This is a genomic window from Phenylobacterium sp., from assembly GCF_044371015.1.
Taxonomy (GTDB): Bacteria; Pseudomonadota; Alphaproteobacteria; order Caulobacterales; family Caulobacteraceae; genus Phenylobacterium.
The window spans coordinates 1-4,781 of record NZ_JBILUK010000240.1 but is presented as its reverse complement, the minus strand read 5'-3'; the positions used below and the strand labels follow the sequence as shown (position 1 = coordinate 4,781).

At 65.7% G+C, this 4,781-nt stretch carries 4 protein-coding genes; 3 read left to right on the top strand and 1 reads right to left on the bottom strand.

All coding sequences use genetic code 11. From position 1 onward, the window contains the following. The 3 genes from ACIQ3R_RS15380 to ACIQ3R_RS15370 all read left to right on the top strand — a co-directional run. On the top strand, nucleotides 1-2,301 hold a 2,301-nt coding region (locus ACIQ3R_RS15380; protein ID WP_397419737.1), incomplete at its 5' end, for a TonB-dependent receptor domain-containing protein. Nucleotides 2,302-2,390: 89 nt separating this feature from the next. Next, nucleotides 2,391-3,215 carry a glycosyltransferase family 2 protein gene (locus ACIQ3R_RS15375; RefSeq protein ID WP_397419736.1) on the top strand — a complete coding sequence of 275 codons (825 nt, stop codon included), beginning with the start codon at nucleotides 2,391-2,393 and terminating at the stop codon, nucleotides 3,213-3,215. Nucleotides 3,216-3,402: 187 nt separating this feature from the next. Beyond that, nucleotides 3,403-4,410: an NAD-dependent epimerase gene (locus ACIQ3R_RS15370; RefSeq protein ID WP_397419735.1), complete on the top strand. Its 1,008-nt coding sequence runs from the start codon at nucleotides 3,403-3,405 to the stop codon at nucleotides 4,408-4,410. A gap of 7 nt (nucleotides 4,411-4,417) precedes the next feature. On the opposite strand, the gene ACIQ3R_RS15365 is transcribed toward ACIQ3R_RS15370, so the two are convergent. After that, nucleotides 4,418-4,781, bottom strand: a 364-nt coding sequence (locus ACIQ3R_RS15365; RefSeq protein ID WP_397419734.1) for a Rid family hydrolase, incomplete at its 5' end; no start/stop codon positions are given.

The following is a 4,781-nucleotide window of genomic DNA, read 5'->3' as shown; positions in this document are numbered from 1 at the left end:
GCGCGCCCCTATGCCGAGGCGCTGATCGATCTGGGCCTACAGGCCAATGTTTCAATCCTTGGAACATCCAGTTGCGGCGCGGGCGGCCGGGTCTCGCTTCGCGGGACCTACACGCTCCGTCAGGCTTTGGACCAACTGCTGGAAGGCGCGCCCTGCACCTGGCGCCTGGTCGACGCTCGAACGGTCCGCATCTCGCCGGTGACCCCCACCCCAGCACCCGCCGCGCCGATGGAGCCGCCTCGTCCGCCCACGCTTGTCACCGAAGTTGTCGTCACCGCAACCAAACGGCTGGCGGCTCTGGATCGCCTCCCGGCGGGCGTCAGCGCCATATCCCGCGATCAGATTGAAGCGACCCGCGCCGTCGATGTCGGCCAGACCGTCGGTCAACTCGCCGGCGTGTTGACCACCAACCTCGGCCCAGGACGGGACAAACTCCTGATCAGAGGCCTCTCAGACGGCGCCTTCACAGGACGAACACGCTCGACCGTCGGCACCTATCTCGATGACGCACCGATCAACTACAACGCCCCGGACCCGGATCTCAGGCTCGCCGACATCGACCGGGTGGAGGTCGTGCGCGGCCCCCAGGGCGCGCTCTATGGGTCCGGCGCGATCGCCGGCATATACCGGATCGTCACCGCCAAGCCGGACCTTGGCATGTTCGAAGCCGGAGCGCTCGCTGGCCTCGCGACCACCAAGGGCGGCGACATCAGTCACGAGCTTGAAGGCTATGTGAACCTCCCGCTCTCGCGGGATCTCGCCGGTTTGCGGCTTGTAGCCTATCGGGACGTGCAAGGCGGCTATCTCGACGACGTCAATCTCAGCGTCGCCAATGTGGACAAGACGCGCCGCAATGGAGGCCGGCTCGCCCTTCGCGTCCGCCTAGGCGACGATTGGCGGCTGGATGCGCTCGCAGCCGCCCAGAACCTTCGCTCAAACGACACTCAGTATGTGACCCCCGGGATCACGGCCGGACTTACCGGCACCCAGCGCGCCAACCGGGTCCGCGAGGCGCACAACAACGACTTTTCCTACGGCGGCCTGACTGCCAACGGCGAGTTTGAGTGGGGTAGCGTCACCTCGTCAGTCAGCTACGTGCACCACGTCTTCTCAAGCCAGTACGACGCCTCAGCTGCTCTCGACATCTTCGGCGCCCGCGGCACGGACCTCGGCGTCTACACCGAGGCGACCCGATCCAACATGTTGGTTCAAGACCTCGTCATCCGCTCGCCAGACACCGGGTCCATCTCTTGGCTCGCGGGCGTCTACGCTGCGCGCACCCGCGAGCGCAGTCCCTCAGCTCTGCGGCTCCTTTCGCCCGTCACAGACGCCACGGCCTATATGGAGAACCGGAGGGACCGGCTCACCGAGGTCGCCCTCTATGGCGAGGGCGGGCTCGTGCTCGGCGGCGGATGGACCCTCACGGCAGGCGGCCGCGTCTTCGAAAGCCGTGTACGCACCACAGCCGATATCGTGGTTAACGCGCCCTTTGCGTCCCGGTTCTTCGACCAGGCCCGAACCTTTAACGGCGTTTCTCCCAAGGTCTCAGTTCAATGGGAATCGGCCGGAGGCGATCTCATCTACGCATTGGTCTCCGAGGGCTATCGGCCCGGCGGGTTCAACTCCAGCGGCTTCTTTCCGATCCGGCAGTCTCGCACCACCTTCCGTCCCGACCAGCTGCGCAACTACGAAGTCGGCGCCAAACTGCGCCGCCTGGACGGCCGTCTCGCCGTCCGCGCGGCAGCCTATTACGGCGACTGGTCCAATATCCAGACCGACCAGTACCGGGCCTCGGGCCTACCCTTCACCGCCAATGTCGGGGACGCTCGGATCATCGGGCTGGAAGCCGAGGTCGGCTACGAGTGGCCTTCCGGGTTCGCGCTCCAGGCCAACGGGCTGATTTCGAACGCCAAGGTCAGGAATCCGAACTTCGACTTCGCCGCGCAGGTCAGCACCGATCTTCCGGGTGTGCCTGAGACTTCTGGCGGCCTGCTCGCTGTCTATCAGCGCCCCGTTTCCGACCGGGTTGATATCCGCCTGCTCGCAGAGGCCTCATATGTGGGGCGAACAACGCTCAGCTTTGACGCCAGCCTGCCACCCCGCACCGATCCCTACCTCCGTTTGAACCTTGCGGCCGAACTCGCCTACGAGGGCTGGCGGCTCTCGGCCTATGTCAACAATCCGCTTAACGACAAGGCCGACACCTTCGCCTACGGCAACCCGTTCAGCTTCGGACAGGTCCGCCAGGTTACCCCCCAGCGACCGCGTACGGCGGGTGTGCGACTCGGGCGCACTTTCTGAAGAAATCGTAAAGTCAGTACGGGGGGCACGCGCCTTGCATGGCGTCTCACAGATGACGGATCGTCTGTCGGGAACGGGAGCCTGTCTCCGTGGTTAAACTTTCGGCGCTCGTGTGCGTGCAGAATCAGGACGCCCAGCTGGCGGAATGCCTCCGCAAGCTTTCGTTCTGTGACGAAGTGGTGGTTGTGGCCGATCGCTGCACCGACCGCTCCCAGGAAATCGCCCGCCGCGAAGGCTGTATCGTCATCGACGGCATCTTCCCGTTGGAGAGCCAGCGCAAGGCCGCGGGCGCCGCCCGTTGCACCGGCGACTGGATCCTTGAGATTGACCCCGACGAGCGCGTCGACGCCGCCCTGGCCTGGGAGATCCGCGCCGTTATTCAGATGCAGCCCCGGGGCGATTGGTATGATGTTCCGGTCGACAACTATGTCGGCGATCACCGCGTGCGCCGCGGCTGGACTGGTCCTCTCAGCGTCCGCTGCGCGGCGCGCCTTCATCGTCGGGGCGTCAAGGCGTGGGAACCATCGCGGCTGGAGTCCGACGCGGCCCTGGCCGGCACGCATGGCGGCAGCCTTAAGGGCGCCATCCGTCGGGTGCTCGGTCGTGACGCGGGGGGTCTGATCGACCGGCTCAACCGCTTGTCCGGCCTGGCGGCAGAGGATCTCGCCGATCGTGGTCGGCCGGGCCATGCGCTCCAGGCCATGATCGCCGGAGTTGGAGCCTTCGCGAAGGCCTATCTCTTGGGCGGCGGCTGGCGTGAGGGTCGGCTTGGGGTAATCGCGGCGACCGCTTCAGCGTTGTTCCCCATGTTGTCGCAGGCGCGAGCGCAGGCCTTGATCCAGGCGCGCGCCGAGGCCGAAGCGGCGGAGACATCCGGCGTGTCGCGCCTCCGCGATGCGGTCGGCTTCCGCTAGCGCCCTTCCAGTTCGGGTGCATTCGTCTGAATGGGAAAAATACCCGAAATCAGATACTTGTATCATCTCGTCTTCCGAAAGCCGGCTCTCACCTTTTGGCAGACGTTCCAGACGCTTAATCCCACCGCAACCCGGTGCGCCATAGCTAGCCACCGCGCACCTGGCGCGGAAACACTTGGCGGTCCACGTGTCGATTCTGGTCACCGGCTCCGCCGGCTTCATCGGCTTTCACCTCTCCCAGCGCCTGCTGGCGCGGGGCCTTGAGGTCGTCGGCCTCGACAACCTCAACGCCTACTACGACCCAACCCTGAAGGCGGCCCGTCTGGCGCAGCTGGAATCCCAACGCGGCTACCGTCACGCCCGCCTGGATCTCGTCGACCGGGAAGGCGTCGCAAGCCTGTTCGCCGAAGTGCGTCCCGAAGCCGTGATCAACCTCGCGGCACAGGCCGGCGTCCGCTACAGCCTCGAGAGCCCAGCCACCTATGTGGACTCCAACGTTACAGGGTTCCTCAACATCCTTGAGGGCTGCCGCGCTACCGCGCCACGCCACTTGGTCTTCGCCTCCACCAGCTCCGTCTATGGCAATCACGCCAACCTGCCCTTCAACGTCCACGACGCCGCCCCTCACCCGATCACCCTCTACGCCGCCAGCAAGCTCGCCAATGAGGCCATGGCGCACGCCTACGCCCACCTGTTCGGCATTCCGGCCACAGGCTTTCGGTTCTTCACCGTATATGGCCCCTGGGGTCGCCCCGACATGGCGCTCTTCAAGTTCACCGAGGCCATGCTCAAGGGCGATCCGATCGACGTCTATGGCGAGGGGCGCATGCAGCGCGACTTCACCTACGTGGATGACATCGTGGACGGACTGGTGGCAGCCATCGATCGTCCGCCTGCCCCCGATCCTCATTGGGATTCGGCGCACCCAGACCCCGCAACCAGCGCCGCGCCCTGGCGCGTGCTCAACCTCGGCGCCGGCCGGCGAGTCGAGCTGATGACCTACATCCGCGTGCTCGAGGCCAAGTTGGGCGTCGAAGCCAAGCTCAACCTGATGCCGATGCAGGCCGGCGACGTCGCCTCCACCGAGGCGGATACTGCCGAGACCCGCGCCGTGCTCGACTATGCTCCCTCCACGCCGGTGGAGGTGGGCGTTGGTCGCTTCGTCGACTGGTATCGCGCCTACTACGGGGTCTGACCGCCGCCTATTTCGGCGGCGGCTTCGCGGCCTGCACTTCGATCTCGGCGTACATGCCCGGACGGACCAGGCCCGCCACCTGCGAGGTGATACGCGCCGGCTTCTTGGTCAGCGTGGCGTAGATCGAGTTGTAGCCTTCCATCATGCCGGCAAAATCCATCGCGCCGCCCTTCGCCGGATCGCCGACCAGCAGCACGCGCATCATCACCACATCCTCCCAACCATAGCCCTGGCCCTTCAGGATGCCCTCGATCCGCTTGAGCACGCTGATCGTCTGGGTCTTGGTGTCGCCATAGGGCGTGGCGGCCGGCGCGCCGGGGACCAGCTCGGGTGTGATGCCGCTCACATACAGCATCTCTGATCCTGCCGGC